21 protein-coding genes are annotated in these 20,845 nt (G+C 68.3%); 17 read left to right on the top strand and 4 right to left on the bottom strand.

Annotated features, from left to right (window positions below; all coding sequences use genetic code 11):
• Positions 1 to 50: 50 nt before the first annotated feature.
• From gatC to ACFV15_RS37390, 10 genes are all read left to right on the top strand, one after another.
• Positions 51 to 350, top strand: coding sequence for an Asp-tRNA(Asn)/Glu-tRNA(Gln) amidotransferase subunit GatC (gene gatC / locus ACFV15_RS37345; RefSeq protein ID WP_378356770.1), 300 nt, complete (start codon positions 51 to 53; stop codon positions 348 to 350).
• Positions 347 to 1,852 (top strand): Asp-tRNA(Asn)/Glu-tRNA(Gln) amidotransferase subunit GatA, encoded by a 1,506-nt coding sequence (gene gatA / locus ACFV15_RS37350; RefSeq protein WP_378356772.1) that lies wholly within the window; start codon positions 347 to 349, stop codon positions 1,850 to 1,852. Before gatC ends, gatA begins: the two co-directional genes overlap by 4 nt.
• Positions 1,849 to 3,360, top strand: coding sequence for an Asp-tRNA(Asn)/Glu-tRNA(Gln) amidotransferase subunit GatB (gene gatB / locus ACFV15_RS37355; RefSeq protein WP_378356774.1), 1,512 nt, complete (start codon positions 1,849 to 1,851; stop codon positions 3,358 to 3,360). The genes gatA and gatB overlap by 4 nt, the downstream gene beginning before the upstream one ends.
• Positions 3,357 to 3,884, top strand: a complete 528-nt coding sequence (locus ACFV15_RS37360; protein WP_378356776.1) for a hypothetical protein — start codon at positions 3,357 to 3,359, stop codon at positions 3,882 to 3,884. The genes gatB and ACFV15_RS37360 overlap by 4 nt, the downstream gene beginning before the upstream one ends.
• Before the next feature lie 115 nt (positions 3,885 to 3,999).
• Positions 4,000 to 4,290 carry a Gfo/Idh/MocA family oxidoreductase gene (locus tag ACFV15_RS37365; protein WP_378356778.1) on the top strand — a complete coding sequence of 97 codons (291 nt, stop codon included), beginning with the start codon at positions 4,000 to 4,002 and terminating at the stop codon, positions 4,288 to 4,290.
• Complete coding sequence (locus ACFV15_RS37370) at positions 4,287 to 5,201, top strand: PmoA family protein (protein ID WP_378356780.1); 915 nt, start codon at positions 4,287 to 4,289, stop codon at positions 5,199 to 5,201. The genes ACFV15_RS37365 and ACFV15_RS37370 overlap by 4 nt, the downstream gene beginning before the upstream one ends.
• Entirely contained in the window at positions 5,201 to 5,914 is a 714-nt protein-coding gene (locus ACFV15_RS37375; protein ID WP_378356781.1) for a cupin, read from the top strand. The genes ACFV15_RS37370 and ACFV15_RS37375 overlap by 1 nt, the downstream gene beginning before the upstream one ends.
• 5 nt (positions 5,915 to 5,919) lie before the next feature.
• A complete protein-coding gene (locus ACFV15_RS37380; protein ID WP_378356783.1) occupies positions 5,920 to 7,068 on the top strand; it encodes a Gfo/Idh/MocA family protein in 1,149 nt (382 codons plus the stop codon).
• 33 nt (positions 7,069 to 7,101) lie between these two features.
• Positions 7,102 to 7,470 carry a hypothetical protein gene (locus ACFV15_RS37385; protein WP_378356785.1) on the top strand — a complete coding sequence of 123 codons (369 nt, stop codon included), beginning with the start codon at positions 7,102 to 7,104 and terminating at the stop codon, positions 7,468 to 7,470.
• A gap of 3 nt (positions 7,471 to 7,473) precedes the next feature.
• Complete coding sequence (locus ACFV15_RS37390) at positions 7,474 to 8,919, top strand: DnaJ C-terminal domain-containing protein (RefSeq protein ID WP_378356787.1); 1,446 nt, start codon at positions 7,474 to 7,476, stop codon at positions 8,917 to 8,919.
• 159 nt (positions 8,920 to 9,078) lie between these two features.
• Here the strand turns inward: ACFV15_RS37390 and ACFV15_RS37395 are convergent, their stop codons facing one another.
• Positions 9,079 to 10,266, bottom strand: a complete 1,188-nt coding sequence (locus ACFV15_RS37395; RefSeq protein WP_378356789.1) for a PQQ-dependent sugar dehydrogenase — start codon at positions 10,264 to 10,266, stop codon at positions 9,079 to 9,081.
• Between the two features lie 58 nt (positions 10,267 to 10,324).
• Here ACFV15_RS37395 and ACFV15_RS37400 point away from each other — a divergent pair, with 58 nt between their 5' ends.
• Together ACFV15_RS37400 and ACFV15_RS37405 are read left to right on the top strand one after the other, a co-directional pair.
• On the top strand, positions 10,325 to 11,233 hold the full coding sequence (locus tag ACFV15_RS37400) for a 2-hydroxyacid dehydrogenase (protein WP_378356791.1): 909 nt from the start codon (positions 10,325 to 10,327) through the stop codon (positions 11,231 to 11,233).
• A gap of 400 nt (positions 11,234 to 11,633) precedes the next feature.
• Positions 11,634 to 12,203, top strand: a complete 570-nt coding sequence (locus tag ACFV15_RS37405) for a DoxX family protein (protein ID WP_378356793.1) — start codon at positions 11,634 to 11,636, stop codon at positions 12,201 to 12,203.
• A 99-nt stretch (positions 12,204 to 12,302) separates the two neighbouring features.
• Here ACFV15_RS37405 and ilvD read toward each other — a convergent pair whose 3' ends face one another.
• Both ilvD and ACFV15_RS37415 read right to left on the bottom strand, forming a co-directional pair.
• The gene (gene ilvD / locus ACFV15_RS37410) at positions 12,303 to 14,147 is read right to left on the bottom strand and encodes a dihydroxy-acid dehydratase (RefSeq protein ID WP_378356795.1); all 1,845 of its coding nucleotides are present in this window, start codon (positions 14,145 to 14,147) and stop codon (positions 12,303 to 12,305) included.
• 35 nt (positions 14,148 to 14,182) lie between these two features.
• Complete coding sequence (locus ACFV15_RS37415; protein ID WP_378356797.1) at positions 14,183 to 14,599, bottom strand: PH domain-containing protein; 417 nt, start codon at positions 14,597 to 14,599, stop codon at positions 14,183 to 14,185.
• Positions 14,600 to 14,886: 287 nt separating this feature from the next.
• On the opposite strand from ACFV15_RS37415, the gene ACFV15_RS37420 reads away from it, so the two are divergent.
• The 4 genes from ACFV15_RS37420 to ACFV15_RS37435 all read left to right on the top strand — a co-directional run bounded on the left by ACFV15_RS37420 (position 14,887) and on the right by ACFV15_RS37435 (position 18,665).
• Positions 14,887 to 16,725 (top strand): acetolactate synthase large subunit, encoded by a 1,839-nt coding sequence (locus tag ACFV15_RS37420; protein ID WP_378356799.1) that lies wholly within the window; start codon positions 14,887 to 14,889, stop codon positions 16,723 to 16,725.
• Positions 16,722 to 17,228 carry an acetolactate synthase small subunit gene (ilvN, locus tag ACFV15_RS37425; protein WP_370943834.1) on the top strand — a complete coding sequence of 169 codons (507 nt, stop codon included), beginning with the start codon at positions 16,722 to 16,724 and terminating at the stop codon, positions 17,226 to 17,228. The genes ACFV15_RS37420 and ilvN overlap by 4 nt, the downstream gene beginning before the upstream one ends.
• A gap of 88 nt (positions 17,229 to 17,316) precedes the next feature.
• Positions 17,317 to 18,330, top strand: a complete 1,014-nt coding sequence (ilvC, locus tag ACFV15_RS37430; protein WP_378356801.1) for a ketol-acid reductoisomerase — start codon at positions 17,317 to 17,319, stop codon at positions 18,328 to 18,330.
• Between the two features lie 77 nt (positions 18,331 to 18,407).
• Positions 18,408 to 18,665: a DUF397 domain-containing protein gene (locus tag ACFV15_RS37435; RefSeq protein WP_378356803.1), complete on the top strand. Its 258-nt coding sequence runs from the start codon at positions 18,408 to 18,410 to the stop codon at positions 18,663 to 18,665.
• Here ACFV15_RS37435 and ACFV15_RS37440 read toward each other — a convergent pair.
• The gene (locus ACFV15_RS37440; RefSeq protein WP_378356805.1) at positions 18,662 to 19,543 is read right to left on the bottom strand and encodes a nuclear transport factor 2 family protein; all 882 of its coding nucleotides are present in this window, start codon (positions 19,541 to 19,543) and stop codon (positions 18,662 to 18,664) included. The two genes, ACFV15_RS37435 and ACFV15_RS37440, sit on opposite strands and share 4 nt — an antisense overlap.
• A 168-nt stretch (positions 19,544 to 19,711) precedes the next feature.
• Between ACFV15_RS37440 and ACFV15_RS37445 the strand changes: the two genes are divergently transcribed.
• Positions 19,712 to 20,722, top strand: a complete 1,011-nt coding sequence (locus ACFV15_RS37445; protein WP_378356806.1) for a glycoside hydrolase family 5 protein — start codon at positions 19,712 to 19,714, stop codon at positions 20,720 to 20,722.
• The last annotated feature ends 123 nt before the right edge of the window (positions 20,723 to 20,845 follow it).

A 20,845-nucleotide genomic window follows, 5' to 3' on the forward strand; every position in this document is an offset into this window, starting at 1 on the left:
CTCGTGGCTTCCGATAAGCCCGAGAACAGCGCACACCAGAGGTTATCCGCGTGCCCACGATCTCCCGCGACGAAGTCGCGCATCTCGCCAAGCTGGCCAGGCTGGCCGTCACCGACGAGGAACTGGACGTTTTCGCAGGTCAGCTCGACCAGATCCTCGACGCCGTCGCCAAGGTCGGCCAGGTGGCCGACCAGGAAATCCCGCCGACCTCACACGCCGTCCCGCTGACGAACGTGTTCCGTGAGGACGTCGTGAAGCCGAGCCTGTCGCAGCAGCAGGCGCTCTCCGGGGCGCCAGCCGAGGAAGAGGGCCGGTTCCGCGTGCCGCGCATTCTGGGGGAGGAACAGTGACCGATCTCATCAAGCTCACGGCCGCCGAGCTGGCCGAGAAGATCCAGCAGCGTGAGGTGTCGGCCGTCGAGGTCGCACAGGCGCACCTGGACCGGATCGCCAAGATCGACGAGCACGTGCACGCCTTCCTGCACGTCGACGCCGAGGGCGCGCTCGCCGCCGCCCGCGCGGTCGACGAGTCGGAGAAGCCGGCGTCGCCGCTCGCCGGTGTGCCGCTCGCGCTCAAGGACGTGCTGACCACCACGGACATGCCGACCACGGCCGGTTCGCGCACGCTCGAAGGCTGGGTCCCGCCGTACGACGCCACCGTCACGCGCAAGCTGCGCGAGGCCGGTGTCGTCATCCTCGGCAAGACCAACATGGACGAGTTCGCGATGGGCTCCTCCACCGAGAACTCGGCGTACGGCCCGACGCACAACCCGTGGGACCACTCGCGCATCCCCGGCGGCTCCGGCGGTGGCTCGTCGGCGTCGCTCGCGGCGTTCGAGGCCCCGCTGGCCATCGGCACCGACACCGGCGGCTCGATCCGCCAGCCCGGCGCCGTCACCGGCACCGTCGGCGTGAAGCCGACCTACGGCGGCGTGTCGCGCTACGGCCTCATCGCCTTCTCGTCCTCGCTCGACCAGGCCGGTCCCTGTGCCCGGACGGTGCTCGACGCCGCGCTGCTGCACGAGGTCATCGGCGGGTACGACCCGATGGACTCGACCTCGATCAACGCGCCGGTCCCGCCGGTCGTCGCCGCGGCCCGCGAAGGCATGAAGGGCGACCTCAAGGGCGTGCGCGTCGGCGTGGTCAAGGAGTTCGGCGGCGACGGCTACCAGCCGGGCGTCACCCGCTCCTTCGAGGCGGCCGTCGAGCAGCTGCGCGCGCTCGGCGCCGAGGTCGTCGAGGTGTCCTGCCCGGCGTTCACCCTCGCGCTGCCCGCGTACTACCTGATCGCGCCGAGCGAGTGCTCGTCGAACCTCGCCAGGTTCGACGCCATGCGCTACGGCCTGCGCGTGTCGGACGACGGCGCGCACAGCGCCGAAGAGGTCATGTCGCTGACCAGGGAAAAGGGCTTCGGCCCCGAGGTCAAGCGCCGGATCATGCTTGGCACCTACGCGCTCTCGTCCGGTTACTACGACGCCTACTACGGCTCGGCGCAGAAGGTGCGGACGCTGATTTCACGCGACTTCGACGCCGCGTTCGAGAAGGTGGACGTGCTGGTGTCGCCGACGACGCCGACCACCGCGTTCAAGATCGGTGAGCGGGTCGACGACCCGATGGCCATGTACCTGGCGGACCTGTGCACCATCCCGTCGAACCTGTCGGGCAACGCCGCCATGAGTGTCCCGAGTGGACTGTCCGATGAGGACGGCCTGCCGGTCGGCCTGCAGATCATGGCCCCGTCGCTCGCCGACGACAGGCTGTACCGCGTCGGCGCCGCGTACGAGGTCGCGCGCAACGACGCAGCTGGTGGCGCGCTGATCCACCAGGTTCCGGAGCTGGGAGGAAAGGCGTGACCGCCGTGGCTGAACTGATGGACTACGCCGAGGTGATCGAGCGTTTCGACCCGGTGCTCGGGCTCGAGGTGCACGTGGAGCTGTCCACGAACACCAAGATGTTCTGCGGCTGCGAGAACGTCTTCGGCGGTGACCCGAACACGCACACCTGCCCGACCTGCCTCGGCCTGCCCGGCTCGCTGCCGGTGGTCAACGGCAAGGCGGTGGAGAGCGCCATCCGCATCGGCCTCGCGCTGAACTGCGAGATCGCCGAGTGGTGCCGGTTCGCCCGGAAGAACTACTTCTACCCGGACATGCCGAAGAACTTCCAGACCTCGCAGTACGACGAGCCGATCGCCTTCAACGGTTACCTCGACGTCACACTCGACGACGGCGAGATCGTGCGCGTCGAGATCGAGCGCGCGCACATGGAAGAGGACACCGGGAAGTCGCTGCACGTCGGCGGCGCGACCGGGCGGATCCACGGCGCGGAGCACTCGCTGCTCGACTACAACCGCGCAGGCGTGCCGTTGATCGAGATCGTCACCAAGACGATCGAGGGCACCGGCGAGCGCGCGCCCGAGGTCGCTCGCGCGTACGTTTCCGCGCTGCGTGACCTGCTCAAGGCGCTCGACGTGTCCGACGTCCGGATGGACCAGGGCTCGCTGCGCTGCGACGCCAACGTCTCGCTCATGGCCAAGGACGCGACCGAGTTCGGCACGCGCACCGAGACCAAGAACGTGAACTCGCTGCGGTCGGTCGAGCGCGCGGTGCGCTACGAGATGACCCGGCAGGCGGCGATACTCGCCGACGGCGGCAGCATCAAGCAGGAGACCCGGCACTTCCAGGAGGCTGACGGCTCGACCGCGTCCGGCCGCACCAAGGAGACCGCCGAGGACTACCGGTACTTCCCGGAGCCCGACCTGGTCCCGATCGCGCCGTCGCGCGAGTGGGTCGACGAGCTGCGCGGCACCCTGCCGGAGATGCCCGCGGTGCGCCGCAAGCGCATCCAGGAGGAGTGGCAGCTCAGCGACGCCGAGCTGCGCGACCTGCTCAACCTCGGCGCGGTCGACCTGATCGCCGCCACGGTCGACGCGGGCGCCACGTCCGCCGAGGCGCGTGCCTGGTGGGTCGCCACGCTGGCACAGGAGGCCAACACCCGCGAGGTCGACCTCGACGCGCTGCCGATCACCCCGGCGCAGGTCGCCGAGATCATCGCGCTGGTCAACTCCGGCGAGCTCACCAACAAGCTGGCCAAGCAGGTCGCGACCGGGGTGCTCGACGGCGAGGGCTCGCCGCGCGAGGTCGTCGAGAAGCGTGGGTTCAAGGTCGTCTCCGACGACTCCGCGCTGCTCGCCGCCATCGACGAGGCGCTCGCCGCGCAGCCGGACATCGCGGGCAAGATCCGCGACGGCAAGGTGGCGGCCGCGGGCGCGATCGTCGGCTCGGTCATGAAGGCCACGAAGGGCCAGGCCGACGCCAAGCGCGTGCGTGAGCTGATCATCGAGCGGGTCGGTTCCGGAAGTTGACGTTCAAGGTCGGAAGCGTCTCCTGGCGCGAGTGGGTCGGCTTCGGCGCAGGCCTGCTCGCGGCGGGGACGCTGTTCCTGCCGTGGACCACGCTGAGCGCGGCGTCGCCCGAGATCGAGTCGGCGCTGCGCGCGCTGCCGGCCGACGACGTCGTGCGTGACGCGTGGAAGTCGGATTTCTTCGCGTGGTGCCCGCCGATCCTGCTGCTGCTGACCGGACTGGCGGTCGCGCTCTTCGGGCAGGTCCGCAAGGCCAGGGTGAGCGGGCTGCCCGCGCTGTGGCTGGTGGCGTCGGCAGGGAACCTGCTGCTGATGGTCGCGGGCTGGTACGCCATCGGCTGGCAGTTCGGGAGTGAACAGCGCGCGTTGTTCGAGGCCGGCGGGATCGCGATCACGCCGTCGTACGGGCGCTACCTCGCGCTGGCCTGCACGATCGTGAGCCTGGCCGCGGCGATCTTGGACGCGCGGGCGGCGCGCGAGGAGTACCGTGCGCCCAAGAAGAAGGTTCCGCTCAAGGACTCGTGAGTGTTCCCGACGGTTCTCACCGTCGGCAACACTCACAAGTCCTTCATTCGCGGGTTGCTTCTGAAAGCGCTTTCTGGTTACCGTCGGGGCATCCCGATCGACCGGAGGTGCACTGGTGACTGCGAGAAAGCGCTTACGCGCCGCGCTCATCGGCACCGGCGGCATCGCCGATGTTCATTTGATCGCTTTCCGAGCCCGCGAAACGGACATAGACCTCGTAGTGGCCGTCGACATCGACGAGGCCAGGGGCGGCACGTTCGCGCGGGAAGCTGGCGTCACGCCGGCCACCGCCTCGCTGTACAAGTCCGCGTTCACCGGGCGGACCGTGCGCCACGGCGAGATCACCTCCGGCGACCCGTTCTATCGCTCGATGGACGGCCGGATCAGGGAAGGCGTGACAACGTGACCGAGAAGATCACCGTCACCCACCGCCATGGCGAGAAGATCACCGTCGAAGCGCTCGGTGTCGAGCTGCTGTCCTATGTGTACAAACCGGATCCCGTCGCCTATGAAGCGCAGAAGCCTTATGCTCACCCGATCCGGACCCTCCAGGGCAGTCTCGTCTCCGGGTACCGGCCCGCCGATCACCGGTGGCACAAGGGCATCCAGATGACGTCGAGTCATCTGTCCGGCCAGAATTTCTGGGGTGGCTGGACGTATGTGCCCGGCGATTGGTACCAGGATCTGCCGGACAAGATCGGCCGGATGCGCCATGACGCGTTCGACGATTTCATCGTCGAGGACGAGAAACTGACCATCTGCGAGCGGCTCACCTGGATCGAGAACGGCGGCGAGCACTGGGCGAGCGAGCAACGCGACCTCGTGGTGCACTCGGTCGAGCCGGAAGAGGGCTCCTGGGCGCTCGATTGGTCGATCAAGCTCACGAACCTGTGTGACGAGCCGCTCAGGTTCGGCAGCCCGACGACCGCGGGCCGTGAGCTGGCCGGATACACCGGACTGCACTGGCGTGGCCCGCGTGATTTCAGCGGCGGCGCGGTGTTCGGCCCCGACGGCGCCGAGGAGATGATGGGCAAGCAGGCGCCGTGGCTCGCGTTCGTCGGTGAGCACGACGCCTTCGACGCCAAGTCGACCCTTGTTTTCGCGCACGCGCCCGAAAACGCGGACGCGATCCACGAGTCGCACTGGTTCGTGCGCTCCGATGTCACGCCGATGGTGGCGATCTCGTGGGCGTTCTTCGAGGAGTTCGAACTGCCGCCCGGCGAGAGTTTCTCCTATCGCTACCGGGTGATCGTCGCGGACGGCGGCTGGGACCGTGACCGCGTCGAGGTCTATCTCAAGTCACATGGGTGGGGCTGATGACTTTTCCTTTGCCAGGCGCGATCGGGCTTTCCCATCTGCGCGCGTACCCGTGGGAGGCGGCGGACGGCGTCTGCGGCGGCAGCCCGCATGTGCATCTCGCGTGCACCGAGGCGTACGTCGTCACCGGCGGCCACGGCGCGGTGCAGACGCTGGGTGCCGACGGCTACCGCGAGACCGAACTCGAAGCGGGCGTGATCGCCTGGTTCTCGCCGGGCACCGTGCATCGCATGGTCCAGCGCGATGACCTCCGGATCACCGTGCTCATGCAGAACAGCGGCCTGCCCGAGGCGGGCGACGCGGTGTTCACCTTCCCGCCGGAGGTGCTCGCCGACGCGGATGAGTACGCAAAAGCGGCCGCGCCGCCCCACGACGAAGACCAGGCGCGCAAACGTCGTGACCTGGCGATCAGCGGTTACCTCCCGATCAGGGACGCGTTGCGAGACGGCGACAGCGAGCCGTTCACCGCGTTCCAGACCGCGGCCGTGGCGCTGGTCCAGCCGAAGGTCGAGCAGTGGTTCCCCCGGTGGCGCGCGGGCGCGCTCGCCGCGGCCGAACTGACCGGCGAGCACCTCAAGGCGCTCGTGAACGGCGACGCGAGCCATCTCGCGCACGCGGGCGTGCAAGTCGCCGAACCGGCCAAACGCGACGGCTTCGGCATGTGCGGCCGTCGCGCGGAATACGAGATCCCCTTCAGTGGACAGGAAAGGTGACCGGCATGACGCAGCCCACTTTGGGGGTCATTCTCAATGGCGCCACCGGCCGGATGGGCTATCGCCAGCATCTGGTCCGTTCGGTGCTCGCGATCCGCGAGCAGGGCGGTGTCGAACTGCCCGACGGGCGGCGCGTGCAGCTCGACCCGATCCTGGTGGGCCGCAACGAGACGAAGCTGAAGGAACTGGCCCAGCGGCACGGGCTGGAACGCTGGACGACCGACCTCGACAACGCGCTGTCGGACGACACGGCGACGGTGTACTTCGACGCGCAGATCACGTCCGCGCGTGAAAAGGCCGTGCGGGCGGCCATCGCGGCAGGCAAGCACATCTACTCCGAGAAGCCGGTCGCCGAGTCGGTCGCCGACGCGCTCGCGCTCGGCAGGCTCGCCGACGACGCCGGTGTGGTGCACGGCGTCGTGCACGACAAACTGTTCCTGCCAGGGCTTCTCAAACTGCGACGGCTCATCGACGGCGGCTTCTTCGGCCGGATCCTTTCCGTGCGCGGGGAATTCGGCTACTGGGTGTTCGAGGGCGACTGGCAGACCGCGCAGCGACCGAGCTGGAACTACCGGTCCGAGGACGGCGGCGGAATCGTGCTCGACATGTTCTGCCACTGGAACTACGTGCTGGAGAACCTCTTCGGCCGGGTCGAGGCGGTGACCGCGCGCGCGGTCACGCACATCCCGTCCCGCGTCGACGAGCAGGGCCTCGAGTATCCGGCGACCGCCGACGACGCGGCGTACGGGATCTTCGAGCTGGAGAACGGGATCATCGCGCAGATCAACTCGTCGTGGGCCGTGCGTGTCAACCGGGACGAGCTGGTCGAGTTCCAGGTGGACGGCACCGAGGGCAGCGCCGTCGCGGGCCTGCGGAAGTGCCGCGTGCAGCATCGCTCGGCCACACCGAAACCGGTGTGGAACCCCGATCTGCCCGCCACGGAACAGTTCCGTGACCAGTGGGCGGAGGTGCCCGACAACGCGGAATTCGACAACGGGTTCAAGGCACAGTGGGAAGTTTTCGTCCGCGACGTGGTCGCCGGGCGCCCGCACGCTTACGACTTCTACGCGGCGGCACGCGGAATCCAGCTCGCCGAGGCCGGACTCGCCTCTTCGGCGGAAGGTCGGCGCATAGAGATGACTCCGCTCGGCTAGTACGATTGCGCCTCATTCGAACGAGGGGGGCGCATGACAACGCTGAACATCCGGATCGATGGCGACGACGACCTGGACACCGAGACCAGGAGACTCCGGAAAGCGTTGCTGGAACTCGATGTCGAGGCCGTGCGCCTGCCCGCCGCCGACGCGCCGGACGGCGCGAAGGGGGCGGGCACCGACATCGGGTCCATGGTTGTCAGCCTCGGTGGCTCCGCGGTGCTGACCGCGCTGGTCACGGGTGTCAGCCAGGTCGTGCGGACGTGGGTCACCCGCTATGAGAAGCGTTCGGTCGTGATCGAGATCGGTGAGCACAAGCTGACGCTGACGGGCGGGAAGCCGGAAGAGCACGACGCGAAAGTCAAAGCCTTCCTGAAGTCGGTGGAGCGGAAGAACGGCTGACGCGTGAGTGGGATCCGCGACGCGCTCCTGATCGCGACGGGCAAGTACGACAGCGGGCGCCTCACCGAGCTGCGCTCACCCTGTGCGGACGTCGCCGAGCTGGCCGACGTGCTGGGCGATCCGGCGATCGGCTGGTTCGAGACGAAACAGCTCGTCGACGCGCCTGCGCACCGGGCGACACGGGCGATCGAGGAGTTCTTCCGCGACCGCAGCACCGATGACCTGCTGGTGCTGCACATTTCGTGCCACGGCGTGAAGAACGACGACGGCGAGCTCTACCTCGCGGCGGCGGACACCGAACTCGACCTGCTGGGCTCGACGGCCATCCCGGCGGCGTTCCTGCACGAGCAGATGAGCCGGTGCCGGGCCAAGTCGATCATCCTGTTGCTGGACTGCTGTTTCAGCGGCGCGGCGCTGCCGGGGATGAAGGCGTCGGCCACTGTGGACGCGAAAGAGCAGCTGGCGGGCTCGGGCCGGGCGATCCTGACGGCCACCAACCGCACCGAGTACGCGTGGGAGGGGAACCGGTTCCTCGAGCTGGAGCCGGAACCTTCCCGGTTCACCGAGGCGATCATCCACGGGCTGCGCACCGGGGAAGCCGACCGTGACGGCGATGGCAGGGTGGCCGTCGACGAGCTTTACGACCACGTCTTCGAGCGGCTGCGTGAGTCCGACGCCAAGCAGACCCCGCGCTACTGGGCCGATCTGGAGTATCGCGTCTTCCTCGCGAACACGGCGATCCCGATGCAGCCCGACCAGCCGGTGAAGGCCCAGCCCAAGACGGCGTGGCCGCAGCGCAAGGCCAGGCGCGGGCAGGACGCGCTGATCCGGCTGGATGTCTCGCTGAAGGATCTGGCGCTGGGCAAGGTCGACACGCTCAAGATCGACACCGCGATCACGTGCGGCTCCTGCCAGGGCCTGGGCACGTCCGCGGACTCGGTGGTGGAGCGTTGTACCCACTGCTCCGGGTACGGGCTCGACGGCGAACTGGACTGTGAGGAGTGCACGGGGTTCGGGACGCTGATCCGGAATCCGTGCGCCGTCTGCGCCGGTGACGGCCGCGTGCGCACCACGCGGACCATGACCTTCCGGCTGCCGCAGGGCATCACGAACGGCATGCGGGTCCGGTTCTCCGAGCAGGGCGAGGTCGGGCCGGGCGGCGGACCGGCCGGTGACGTCTACCTCGAGGTCGCCGAGCTGGCCGACGCCAAGTTCGAACGACGCGGCCGTGACCTGCACTGCACGATCACCGTCGCGGCCGACCTCGCGCGCACCGGCGGGATCGTCGACCTCGCCACCTTCGACGGCGTGCGCAAGATCCGCATCCCCGGCGGGATCAAGTCGGGCAAGACGGTCCGCGTGGCGGGGCTCGGGTTCCCGGAGGTGGACGGCAGCGGCCGCGGCAACCTGATGGTCACCGTCGAAGTGCCGAGGGCGATGCTGCTCTAGGTCGTGTTTCTCGGATCGGGCACGCGATAGCCGCGCCCAGGTCGCCCCTGGCGGCACCGCGGCATCACCCGAGTACAACCCGGTACGAGGGCGATGCCGCGGCACCGCCAGGAACAACCTGGATCACGACTCTCACGCACCAGACCCGAGAAACACGACCTAGTCCTTGCCGGGCATGGACGACTGGCCGCTCTTGCGGTTGATGATCACGACCCGGTCGTCGCTGGACACCGGCGTGCCGCCCTCTTTGTTGAGCGTGCCCAGCACCGCGAAATCGGCGTTGATCGGGCTGATCGGGCCGAGCCTGCCGTAGCCGGTGACCTTCTTGCCGTCGAACGAGGCGAACGGCGCGCTGGTGACCGCGCCCTCCGGCGAGAGCGGGAGCACCTGCATGTTCGCGGCCGTCGTGGCGGCGACGCTGAGCGCGCGGCCCGCGTCGTCGCAGCCGTAGACGCCCGGCTTCTCCGGCCAGCTCCACGCGGGCGAGGTGAACGGCTTGCCGGCCTCGACGCGGTAGATGACGTCCTTGTCGGCCTGCCGGTCGGTGACCCACAGGCGGGCGCCGTCGTCCGAGGCGCAGAGCCCGCCCGGCGCGTGCAGCCCGCTCGCGAACACCGCGGAGCCCGCGGTCGGGTTGCCCGCGAACGGCTGCCCCGCGACGTCGATGCGCAGGATCTTGCCTGCGAGCGAGTTCGGGTCGGCGGCCGCGGCGGGGTTGCCCGCGTCGCCGGTCGCGACCAGCAGGCCGCCCTTGGCGTCGCGCATGAGAGCGCCGTGGTTGCCGGTGGCGCCCTTGGGGATGCCGGTCAGCACGGGTTTCGGCGCCTGGCCCTTGGCGAGGCGGACCACGCGGTTGTCGGACGGCGTGGTGATGTAGGCGAAGAACAGCTGGTCCTCGGCGTACGCGGGGGACAGCGCGAGCCCGGTCAGCCCGCCGTCGCCGGACGCGTCGACTCCGACCGTGGCCATGACGACCGGGTCCTTGCCGTTGGCGACCAGCAGGATGCGGCCGGTCTTGCGTTCACCGGCGAGCGCGCTGGCGCTCGCGCCGTCGCTCGGGATGCCGGCGACGGCCGAGACCGTGTCGAGGCAGGTCGCGATGACGGCCTCGTCGAAGTCCTTGCAGCCCTGCGGCGGCGGGATCGGCGTGCGCGAGGTGGCGCCGGGCTTGGGCGGCCCGGCGTCGCGGCCGCCCGCTCCGCCGGGATCGGGCGCGTGCTCGGGGGTGATCGACGGCGCCGAGGAGTACGTCTGGTTCGCGGCGGTGTCGTCGAAGGTCGCGCAGCCGGTCAGCAACAGGCCTGCGCCCGCGATCAGGGCCAACGGCCGGACGGTCCTCTTACGCACGATCACGAGCGTAGGCGCGTTCACGTGAACGCCAGGTAATGGGTCTACCGTGGTGATCATGACGGTCACGGTTCTCGTCCCCGACGACGACGGTCTCGCCGCCTTGTCCGAGCTGCCCGGCGTGCACGCGGTCCGCTACAAATGGGGCCAGCCGCTCCCGCGTGAGGCCGTCAAGGCCGAGGTGCTGATCCCCGGCGCGCACCGGGCGACCGACGAACTGTTCGACCAGCTACCGAACCTCCGTCTCATCCAGCTGCTGTCCGCGGGCGCCGAGGACTGGATCGGCACCGTGCCCGACGGCGTGCTGCTGTCCACCTGCCGCGGCGCGCACGGCGGCAGCACGGCCGAATGGGTGATCGCGGCGCTGCTTTCGCTGTACCGCGAGCTGCCTTCCTATACCGCGGACCAGGCGCTGGGGCGCTGGCAGCGGCGGACGTCGGACACCTTGCAGGGCAAGCGAATCCTGATCGTCGGCGCCGGTGACCTCGGCCAGCAGCTGCGGCGCCGCATCGAGCCGTTCGACACCAAGGTGTCCATGGTCGGGCTGTCGGCCCGCGACGGCGTGCACGCCGTCAGCGAGCTGCGCGGGCTGCTGGGTTCGCATGACGTGGTCGTGCTGATGGTGCCGCTGACGTCACGTACGCGCGGCATGGCCGACGCGGGTTTCTTCGCGGCGATGCAGGACGGCGCGATACTGGTCAACGCGGCGCGCGGCGCGATAGTGAACACCGACGCGCTGGTCGAGGAGCTGAAGCTGGAGCGGATCAGGGCGGTGCTCGACGTGACCGACCCCGAGCCGCTGCCCGAGGGGCACCCGCTGTGGACGTCGCCCGGCGCGATCGTCTACCCGCACATCGGGGGCGCGGTGCACGGCACGCGGAAGCGGTCCTACGCGGTGGTGGCGGCGGAAATCGCGCGGTACGCGGGCGGCGAGTTGCCGCACAACCTGGTGCACGGCGAGTACTAGGGCTCGTGAGTGTTGCCGACGGTTCTATTGGGCGGGAAGCCAAAGGTGGCGTGCTCTGGGGTGGCCGGTGAAGGCTTCTCCCACTACGTCCGGCGAGGCGTATTCAAGCTTTCGGCGGGTGTGAAGTGAGGGGGCCGTTGGGTGCGTAGTACGCATTGCGTAGTACGCATTCGGGGGCACCCTTGCTTCGCGATGTTGCTCTGGCAAGCGGTCGTGAGTGGTATGGCCGGTTCTAACCGGTCTAAACACTCACGACCCCTGGTCTCGCGTGGCCACTCGCAGCCCGTCCAACCTCCCGGAGCGCGCCACATTTGCCCTTCCCCTCAATAACCGCCCGCAACGCTCACGACTCCGCGCGTTGTCCCGGCCGGACCTGGGCGAATCCTCTACCCTGCGAGCCGTGACGACTGAACCTTTCGACTCCGGCGGCGTGCTGTCCGACGTCCAGGACCCGGCGCCACGCGAGCCCGACCGCTGGCACGGCGGGCTGGACATCGGCCTGCTGGTGCTGCGGCTGCTGCTCGGCGTCATCATGGGCGCGCACGGCCTGCAGCACCTGTTCGGCCTCTTCGGCGGGCCCGGCATCGACGGCTTCGCCAAGGTGCTCAGCGGCCACGGCTACACGACCCAGACGACACTGCTCTCGTGGATCACCGGCGTGACCGAGGTCGGCGGCAGCCTGCTGCTCATCGCGGGCCTGTTCACCCCGGTCGCCTCGGCCGCGCTGCTCGGCGTCGCGATCAACATCGTCTACGTGAAGTTCCGCGGCGGCTTCTTCGAGGGCGCCGACAAGGGCTTCGAGTTCGAGCTCCTGCTGGCGGGCGTCGCGCTGGCGATCCTCTGCATGGGCGCCGGCCGCATCTCGCTCGACCGCAACACCCCCTGGCGCAAACGCCCGATGCCGATCGGCCTGCTCGCGCTGCTTCTCTCGGTCGCGGCCTCGGTCGCCGTCCTGGTCCTCTGCCGCTGACCCGGGGAAAAAAATCCCAATGCGGCATTCGTCAGGCTTCAGCACGCCAATGTGGCTTTCGTCAGCTCAAAGCTGACGAAAGCCACATTGGGATTTTTTTTACTTGTTCGGGTCGCGGACGGCGCCGGTGTCGGCGGAGGTGGCCATGCGGGCGTAGGCGCGCAGGGCGGCGGTGATCGGGCGGACCCGGTCGACCGGCTGCCATGGGCGCTCCGAGGTTTCCATCTTCGAGCGGCGCTCGGCGATGATCTCGGGGTCGACCAGCAGCTCGAGGCGGCGCTCGTGGACGTCGAGGAGGATCTGGTCGCCGTTCTCCACCAGGCCGATGAGACCGCCTGCGGCCGCCTCGGGGGAGATGTGGCCGACCGAGATGCCCGACGAGCCGCCGGAGAAGCGGCCGTCTGTGATCAGTGCGCACTTCTTGCCGAGGCCGGAGCCCTTCAGGAACGCGGTCGGGTGCAGCATCTCCTGCATGCCGGGCCCGCCAGCGGGACCCTCGTAGCGGATCACCAGCACCTCGCCGGGCTGGATCTCCTTCTTGAGGATCGCGGAGACGGCTTCCTCCTGGCTTTCCAGCACCCGCGCCGGGCCCTGGAAGTGCCACAGTTCCTCGTCGATACCGGCGGACTTGATGACCGCGCCGTTCTCGGCCAGGTTGCCGCGCAGGATCGCGAGGCCGCCGTCGACGGTGTACGCGTGCTCGACGTCGTGGATGCATCCATTCGAGGCGTCGGTGTCCAAAGAGGACCAGCGCGCGTCGGTCGAGAAGGCCTGCGTGGTGCGCACGCCGCCCGGTGCCGCGTGGAACAGCTCCAGCGCCCGGTCGGAGGCCTTGCCGCCGCGCACGTCCCACTCGTTCAGCCAGGACTCGAGATCCGGCGAGTGCACCGAGTGGACGTCGGTGTTCAGCAGGCCGCCGCGGTACAGCTCACCCAGGATGGCGGGGATGCCGCCTGCCCGGTGGACGTCTTCCATGTGGTAGTCGGAGTTCGGCGCGACCTTGGACAGGCACGGCACGCGGCGGCCGATCGCGTCGATGTCGGAGATCGTGAAGTCGATCTCACCCTCCTGCGCGGCCGCGAGGATGTGCAGCACGGTGTTCGTCGAGCCGCCCATGGCCATGTCGAGCGCCATCGCGTTCTCGAATGCCTTCTTGTTCGCGATCGAGCGCGGCAGGACGGAGTCGTCGTCCTCGCCGTACCAGCGCTTGCACAGTTCGACGACCGTGCGGCCGGCGTCCTCGAACAGCGTGCGCCGCAGCGCGTGCGTCGCCAGCGTGGAACCGTTGCCTGGCAAGGAAAGGCCGAGTGCCTCGGTGAGGCAGTTCATCGAGTTCGCGGTGAACATGCCCGAGCAGGAGCCACAGGTCGGGCAGGCCGAGCGCTCCACAATGGACAGCCCGTCCTCGTCGACCTCGCTGCTGGCCGAGGCCGCGATCGCGGTGATGAGGTCCGTCGGTGCCTGCGCGACCCCGCCGACCACGACCGCCTTCCCGGCTTCCATCGGGCCGCCGGAGACGAACACGACCGGGATGTTCAGCCGCAGCGCGGCGTTGAGCATGCCGGGGGTGATCTTGTCGCAGTTGGAGATGCAGACGAGCGCGTCGGCCTGGTGCGCGTTGACCATGTACTCGACCGAGTCGGCGATGATCTCGCGCGAGGGCAGCGAGTACAGCATCCCGGAGTGACCCATGGCGATGCCGTCGTCGACGGCGATCGTGTGGAACTCGCGCGCGACGCCGCCCGCGGCCTTCACGCCCTCGGCCACGATCTCGCCGAGGTCCTTGAGGTGCACGTGCCCCGGCACGAACTGGGTGTACGAGTTGGCGATGGCCACGATCGGCTTGCCGAAGTCGCTGTCGGTCATGCCGGTCGCACGCCAGAGCGAGCGCGCGCCCGCGGCGTTACGGCCGTGAGTGGTGGTTCGGGAACGGAGCTGAGGCACAGCTACTCCAAGGTCCGAGGACTGGTCCTACCAATTTACTCCTCGTCCGGAGTGTCCGTGAGCCCAGAGGGGTCCTTCATCCGTCCGCCGCTGACCACGGCGATCACCGGAAGATGCCTGGTCCGGACTGTCGGAAGTCCGACTTTGCTGTCATCGGAAAGAACCGCGCTCACGCGCGCGCTTTTCGAAATCACGAATCCTTTGAGCACTTCCCAGGGAAGTTCGCGCTGCCCGAACACCGTGCTCACCGTCAGCCCGCCCGAGTGCGCCGTCGTCCTGGTCCTGGCCACGAACACGATCAGCGCGACCGGCACGAGCAGCAGTGCCTGCAGCCCCGGAATCCCGCCGAAGGCGAGCGGTATGACGCACACCACTAGTAATGCGATCGCCAGGTAAGCGACACCTGGGATCCGGAACACGGCTTTGGGGTCTGCCTGGTCTTTTTCCGCCACGCGAAGATGGTGCACCGGTCCGTGAGACGTCACGGAAGCGGGTCGGACTGTCCAGCATGCGGAATCGCCATCCCGCAGAGTTGACACTATTGACGGCGACCGATTAACGTTCCGACCGTGACACCGCAGACCGGCCTCGTACTTCCTCAGCGCATCGACGCTTAGGAAGTATTTCCGCTGCGTCGATGCGCGACCCTCGTGCGACCTTACGGTCGGCGAGGGTTTTTTGTTGCCTACGCAAGAGAAGTACCCGAAAGAGTGACACCTAGACCCCCGGGGCAGAACCGATGACAAGCGCCACATCGCGATCGGAAGCTTCACCGCCGTCGCCAAGCTCAGCTCGCCCGAAGCCGACCCCGCCCGCCGGAACGCCCATTCGGGTAACCGGCGCGCAGTCGCTGGTGCGTTCGCTTGAAGCCGTCGGCGCCGAGGTGGTCTTCGGCATTCCGGGTGGCACGATCCTGCCCGCGTACGACCCGCTGCTCGACTCGACCAAGGTCCGCCACGTCCTGGTCCGCCACGAGCAGGGCGCAGGCCACGCCGCGACCGGCTACGCGCAGGCCACCGGCAAGGTCGGCGTCTGCATGGCGACCTCGGGTCCCGGCGCCACCAACCTGGTCACCCCGCTGGCCGACGCGAACATGGACTCGGTCCCGGTGGTCGCGATCACCGGGCAGCAGAGCCGCCCGCTGATCGGCACCGACGCGTTCCAGGAAGCCGACATCTGCGGCATCACGATGCCGATCACCAAGCACAACTTCCTGGTGACCGACCCGGCAGAGATCCCGCGCACCATCGCCGAGGCGTTCCACCTCGCGTCGACCGGGCGTCCCGGCCCGGTGCTGGTGGACATCCCCAAGGACGTCCTGCAGGAGATGACCTCCTTCACCTGGCCGCCCGAGATGCGCCTGCCGGGGTACCGCCCGACGCTGCGCCCGCACGGCAAGCAGGTCCGTGAGGCCGCCCGCCTGATCCAGGGCGCCAAGCGCCCGGTGCTCTACGTCGGCGGCGGTGTCATCAAGGCGCAGGCGTCGAAGCAGCTGCTGGAGCTGGCCGAGTACACCAACATCCCGGTCGTCACCACGCTGATGGCGCGCGGGGCGTTCCCCGATTCGCACGTCCAGCACATGGGCATGCCCGGCATGCACGGCACGGTCGCCGCGGTCGCCGCGATGCAGCGCTCCGACCTGCTGATCACCCTCGGCGCGCGGTTCGACGACCGGGTCACCGGCCGCCTCGACTCGTTCGCGCCGGACGCGGCCATCGTGCACGCCGACATCGACCCGGCCGAGATCTCCAAGAACCGCAAGGCGGACGTGCCGATCGTCGGCGACTGCGCGGAGATCATCACCGAGCTGACCGCCGCCGTGCGCACCGAGTTCGACCACAACGGCCGCCCCGACATCGAGGCGTGGTGGACCCAGCTCAACGGCCTGCGCGAGGGGTACCCGGCAGGTTACGAGTGGCCAGAGGACGGCACGCTCTCGCCGCAGTACGTCATCGAGCGCATCGGCCAGCTCGTCGGCCCCGACGCGATCTACACCGCGGGCGTCGGCCAGCACCAGATGTGGGCGGCCCAGTTCATCAAGTACGAGAACCCGCGCACCTGGATCAACTCCGGCGGGCTCGGCACCATGGGCTACGCCGTCCCGGCGGCCATGGGAGCCAAGTTCGGCATGCCGGACAAACAGGTCTGGGCCATCGACGGCGACGGTTGTTTCCAGATGACCAACCAGGAGCTCGCCACCTGCGCCATCGAGGGCGCCCCGATCAAGGTCGCCGTCATCAACAACGGCAACCTGGGCATGGTGCGCCAGTGGCAGAACCTCTTCTACTCGGAGCGGTACTCGCAGACCGATCTCGGTACTCACAAGCACCGCATTCCGGACTTCACGCTCCTCGCGGAGGCGCTCGGCTGCGCCGGGCTGCGCTGTGAGACGAAGGAAGAGGTCGACGAGGTCATCAAGCGCGCGATGGAGATCAACGACCGCCCCGTGGTGATCGATTTCGTCGTCGGCAAGGATGCCCAGGTGTGGCCGATGGTCGCAGCCGGGACCGGCAACGACGAGATCATGGCCGTGCGCGGCATCCGCCCGCTGTTTGACGATGACGAGGTCAGCGAATGAGCATCCACACACTGAGCGTTTTGGTCGAGAACAAGCCCGGTGTGCTGGCGCGCGTCGCGGGCCTGTTCTCCCGGCGCAGTTTCAACATCGAGTCACTCGCCGTCGGACCCACGGAGAACCCCGAGGTGTCCAGGATGACGATCGTGGTCGCGGTCGAAGAGCTACCGCTCGAACAGGTGACGAAGCAGCTCAACAAGCTGGTCAACGTCATCAAGATCGTGGAACTCGAAAAGGCCTCCGCCGTGCAGCGTGAACTGCTGCTGGTGAAGGTCCGCGCGGATGCCACCGTCCGCAGCCAGGTGCTCGAAACCGTGCAGCTGTTCCGTGCCAAGGTGGTCGATGTGTCGCCGGAGGCGCTGACCGTGGAGGCCACCGGCACGTCGGACAAGATCGGTGCCCTGCTCCGGATGCTGGAGCCCTACGGCATTCGTGAGCTCGTGCAGTCCGGCATGGTCGCGGTGGGCAGGGGCGCCCGCTCGATCACAGCTACTTCGCCCCGCTAACCCCTCCCGTCGCCCGCCACCACCCTCAACGGAGCCGCTGCGCGGCGCTGTACATATTTTTGTTGTCAGGAAAGGAAAACCCCCTCTCATGTCCGTCGAAATCTTCTACGACGACGATGCCGACCTCAGCATCATCCAGGGCCGCAAGGTCGCCGTCATCGGCTACGGCAGCCAGGGCCACGCCCACGCGCTGAGCCTGCGCGATTCGGGCGTCGACGTCCGCATCGGCCTGCCCGAGGGGTCCAAGTCCCGCGCCAAGGCCGAGGAGCAGGGCCTGCGCGTCCTGACGCCCGCCGAGGCGTCCAAGGAAGCCGATCTGATCATGATCCTGGCTCCGGACACCAAGCAGCGCTTCATCTACACCGACGACATCGAGCCGAACCTCAAAGACGGTGACGCGATCTTCTTCGGTCACGGCTTCAACATCCGCTACGACCTGATCAAGCCGCCGTCCAACGTGGACGTCGCCATGGTCGCCCCCAAGGGCCCCGGTCACCTCGTCCGCCGCCAGTTCGTCGACGGCAAGGGCGTTCCCGCGCTCATCGCGGTCGAGCAGGACGCGACCGGCGGCGCGCAGGCGCTGGCGCTGTCGTACGCGGCCGCCATCGGTGGCGCGCGTGCGGGTGTCATCAAGACCACCTTCACCGAGGAGACCGAGACCGACCTCTTCGGCGAGCAGGCCGTGCTCTGCGGTGGCGCCTCCGCGCTGGTGCAGACCGGTTTCGAGGTGCTGACCGAGGCCGGATACGCCCCGGAGATCGCGTACTTCGAGGTGCTGCACGAGCTCAAGCTGATCGTCGACCTGATGTACGAAGGCGGCATCGCCCGTCAGCGTTACTCGGTCTCCGACACCGCCGAGTACGGCGACCTGACCCGCGGCCCGCGTGTCATCTCGCCGGCGGTCAAGGAAGAGATGAAGAAGATCCTGGGCGAGATCCAGGACGGCACCTTCGCCCGCGAGTGGGTGGCCGAGGACGAGAACGGCCGCGCCAACTTCCACGCGCTGGAGGAGAAGGGCGCCAATCACCCGATCGAAGAGACCGGCAAGAAGCTGCGCGGCCTCATGTCGTGGGTGGACCGCCCCATCACCGAGACGGCTTAAGAACTGGTGCGCGTTGCGGGCGGTTAGAACCGCCCGCAACGCGCACGACCCCCGTCCAGAGCGCTAGCCTTGGCACTATGAGCGAGCCCGCCCAGTCCGTCGACAACAAGGCCCACATCCGCCATGAACTGGATCTGACCAAGGCGGAGTGGATCAGGGCGCAGGCCGACGGCGTCGCCCCGGAGGACTGCATCGAGTACGCGTCCGTGCCGCACACCGACGGCAACACGTACTGGGCGATGCGCCATGGCGGTAAAACCCTGGTTTTCACGCAGTCCGAATGGGACGCGTTCGTCGCCGGTGTCCGCGACGGTGAGTTCAATCTTCCCGGCTAGAGCTGCTTGATCAGCCCACGCAGCCAGCCGCCCGCCGCGGCGAGCGCCACGGAGTCCAGGTAGTCACGGGATTCGACGATCAGCCCGTCGCGCACCCGCAGCACGAAGATGTTCGAAGCCCGGAACGGCCGCGCCGACTGGCCCTGGTAGACGAACTCGCCGATCACCACCTCCGGGTCCGTCGACTGGTAGACGACCAGGTCACGGGCCTGAATCTCGGCTCCCCTGCCGGAAATCCCCGCGAAATGCGCACGCAGGTCCTGCCGGGACTTGAGCGTGGGCGCGCCGGGCAGGAACGGGTGCGTGACCAGCGTTTCCTCCGCGTAGAGGTCCGTGACCTCGTCCCATTTCCCGTCCGAGACGCCGTAGACGAGCCGCTCGAACACGCCGCGCGGGCTCTTCGGGTCGGCGGCGCTCACCGGTCGTTCCGGCAGCGGTTCGAGTTCGACGGTGGCTTTCTCGGCGCCATCCGCGAGTTCTTCGAGCCCGTCGCGGGCGGCCGCGATCCGCAGGTAGTCGTGGTAGTCCCGCGACCACCGGATCAGCCCGTCGCGGACACGCAGCACCTGGATATTGGCTGTCTCAAAGGACTTCCCGGTGGCCAGCGCCTCGCCGTCGTAGTCGTATTCGGCGACGATCAGCTCGGGATCGGTGGTCTCGTGGATCACGACGTTCTTGCGCCGCAACCGGATCTGCGAAGCGAGTCCCCTGGTGAAGTGCTCGTGCACGGTCGCCCTGCCGACAACGCGGGTCGGCGCGGGCGGGCGCTGCGGGTGTTCGACGACCGTGTCCTCGGCATAGAGCGTGGAAAGTTCGCTCCAGTCGCCGCTCGTGATGCCCTCGGACAGCTTGTCGAACACTTCGCGTGGTGTTGGCATGTGGATCCTCCCAGTAACCGGAGTCTGTAGTCCGTATTGCCAACGATACGGACTACAGACTCCGGTTGTCTAGTTTTACGTGGCCCGAACATCGCCCGAACGCGGCCCGAGCGCGGGAGCGGAAGCGTGAGCGCCGACCGAAAACCGACTACGGGAACGAGGCGACACATGATCAAGAGATCGGCGGGACTGGTGGTCGCGGCCTGCGGGCTGCTGCTGGCCGCGTGCCTGCCAGCGGACGCCGCGCCGCCGAGCGCGCTGCCGCAACGCCTGAAGGTCTCCGGCGCCCAGGTCCTCGATCCACAGGGGCATCCGATCGTCCTGCGCGGCTACAACTGGGGCCAGTGGGGGACGGTGCAGCCACAGGACGGCGCCGACAACGTCGCGGCGGGCGCCAATTCGGTGCGCGTCCCGCTGCGCTGGTGGGGCGAGTGGAAGGAAGACGTCGACAGCCGCGACCCGGACGCGCCGGGCCACATCGACCCCGCGCACCTGGCGCTACTGGACCAGACCATCGCCCGCGCGACCAGCAAGCACCTGTGGGTGACGTTGTTCGTCGACTCCGACTACGGCCAGGGCGCCGGCGGCAGGCCGGACAACTTCTGGTCCAACCCGGTGATGAAGCAGCAGTTCGTCGAGGTGTGGCAGTTCCTCGCCCGCCGCTACCGGAACGTGCCGTTCATGGGCGCCTACGAGATCCTGCCGGAGCCGAAACCGATCGGCGTCGACGACGACGGCGTGCGCGCGTTCTACGACTCCATCATCCCGGTGATCCGCGGCATCGACGCGCGCATCCCGGTGGTCGTCGGCCCGAACGACAACTACAACCTCAAGCACCTCGCGGGTGCGCACACCACGATCGACCCGAACGTCATCTACACCGGCAACTACTTCATCTTCGACAACACGCTGTCCAGGATCCCCGACATCCTCGACTTCCGGCAGCGCTTCGACGCGCCCGTCTGGATCAACCAGGTCGGCATCCCCAGCGGCAACCCCGACAGCCGCGCGAAGGCGCGCAGCGTGCTGGGCGCGTTCAACGAGAACGACATCGGCTGGGCCTGGTGGACCTATCGGATCAGCGGTTCCAACCCGGACACCCACGGCATCTACTACCAGGGCCCGGACGGCTGGGTGGTCAAACCCGAGTGGCTGAAGCTGGTGAACAGCTTCCTCTAAAAGGGGTCGTGAGCGTTGCGGGCGGTTCTAGTACTCCAGCTGTAGTTCGTGATCGGGTGTTGGTTGTTGGTGTCGTCGCTGGTAGTGGCATTGGCGGGCGCGGTGTTGGTGGTGTCGGCGCCA

The sequence above is a fragment of the Amycolatopsis sp. NPDC059657 genome, from assembly GCF_042734395.1.
Taxonomy (GTDB): Bacteria; Actinomycetota; Actinomycetes; order Mycobacteriales; family Pseudonocardiaceae; genus Amycolatopsis.

What these genes read in the sequence shown, in the direction of transcription:
- ACFV15_RS37445 (WP_378356806.1), top strand. Translation starts at nt 19,712, where the DNA reads ATGATCAAGAGATCGGCGGGACTGGTGGTCGCGGCCTGCGGGCTGCTG.
- ACFV15_RS37400 (WP_378356791.1), top strand. Translation starts at nt 10,325, where the DNA reads ATGACGGTCACGGTTCTCGTCCCCGACGACGACGGTCTCGCCGCCTTG.
- ACFV15_RS37435 (WP_378356803.1), top strand. Translation starts at nt 18,408, where the DNA reads ATGAGCGAGCCCGCCCAGTCCGTCGACAACAAGGCCCACATCCGCCAT.
- ilvN (WP_370943834.1), top strand. Translation starts at nt 16,722, where the DNA reads ATGAGCATCCACACACTGAGCGTTTTGGTCGAGAACAAGCCCGGTGTG.
- ACFV15_RS37380 (WP_378356783.1), top strand. Translation starts at nt 5,920, where the DNA reads ATGACGCAGCCCACTTTGGGGGTCATTCTCAATGGCGCCACCGGCCGG.
- ACFV15_RS37385 (WP_378356785.1), top strand. Translation starts at nt 7,102, where the DNA reads ATGACAACGCTGAACATCCGGATCGATGGCGACGACGACCTGGACACC.
- ACFV15_RS37440 (WP_378356805.1), bottom strand. Translation starts at nt 19,543, where the DNA reads ATGCCAACACCACGCGAAGTGTTCGACAAGCTGTCCGAGGGCATCACG.
- ilvC (WP_378356801.1), top strand. Translation starts at nt 17,317, where the DNA reads ATGTCCGTCGAAATCTTCTACGACGACGATGCCGACCTCAGCATCATC.
- ACFV15_RS37420 (WP_378356799.1), top strand. Translation starts at nt 14,887, where the DNA reads ATGACAAGCGCCACATCGCGATCGGAAGCTTCACCGCCGTCGCCAAGC.
- ACFV15_RS37375 (WP_378356781.1), top strand. Translation starts at nt 5,201, where the DNA reads ATGACTTTTCCTTTGCCAGGCGCGATCGGGCTTTCCCATCTGCGCGCG.